Below are 675 nucleotides of genomic sequence, written 5' to 3'. Positions count from 1 at the left end.
CCTCTGGAGTCTTCTTTTCTCCCACGCCCATGACATAAACCCCTGACTCGTGCAGATTTATAGCCAATGGCGTATAGTCACTATCACTGGCAACAATCACAAACGCATCATAAATACCTTTATGAAGTAAATTAACCGTATCTATAACCAAAGCCATATCAGTCGCATTTTTTCCGGTAACATAATCAAACTGCTGCTCAGCTTTAATAGCCAAACGCTTCAGCTCATTTTCCCAATTTTTCAGGCTTTCCTTTTTCCAGTTTCCGTATGCTCTTTTTACTACAATACGTCCATGAGTAGAAATCTCCCGTATAACTTCTTCCATTTTCGATAATTGTGTATTATCTGCATCTATCAAAAGCACAATGCTCTGCAAATTTTCCATATTAATATTCCTTCCTCGGCAATTCTGCCTGTTTCTATATTATAACACCAACAAGAGTATATTGGAAATCATCAGTCTTTCCGGTCCGCATGGTTTTGATCACAGTTAAGATCCATTCGCAGATATATCATATCTATAAGCTTTATTCCGTCCTCATAAATGTCATGATCATAATTATCAACAAAAAAATTTTTTACAGAGTGTGATCTTTTAAAGCCGCACTTTTCATAAAAAGGTATTGTCAGAGGAGTTTCTCCCGTTCCTACTTGCAATATACGGAAATTTTTTTT

General features: G+C 36.4%; 1 protein-coding gene and 1 pseudogene. Both read right to left on the bottom strand.

What is annotated here, in order from left to right; all coding sequences use genetic code 11:
* Positions 1 to 385: NYN domain-containing protein (locus ACLR96_RS06200; protein WP_412265438.1), on the bottom strand; the 385-nt coding region annotated here is incomplete at its 3' end.
* 71 nt (positions 386 to 456) lie between these two features.
* Positions 457 to 675 (bottom strand): annotated as a pseudogene (locus ACLR96_RS06195) (hypothetical protein); the annotation flags it as partial.

This window comes from Lentihominibacter sp., assembly GCF_046951855.1.
Classification (GTDB): Bacteria; Bacillota; Clostridia; order Peptostreptococcales; family Anaerovoracaceae; genus Lentihominibacter; species Lentihominibacter hominis.
The sequence above is the reverse complement of the archived record's forward strand: the minus strand, read 5'-3'. Positions and strand labels throughout refer to the sequence as shown.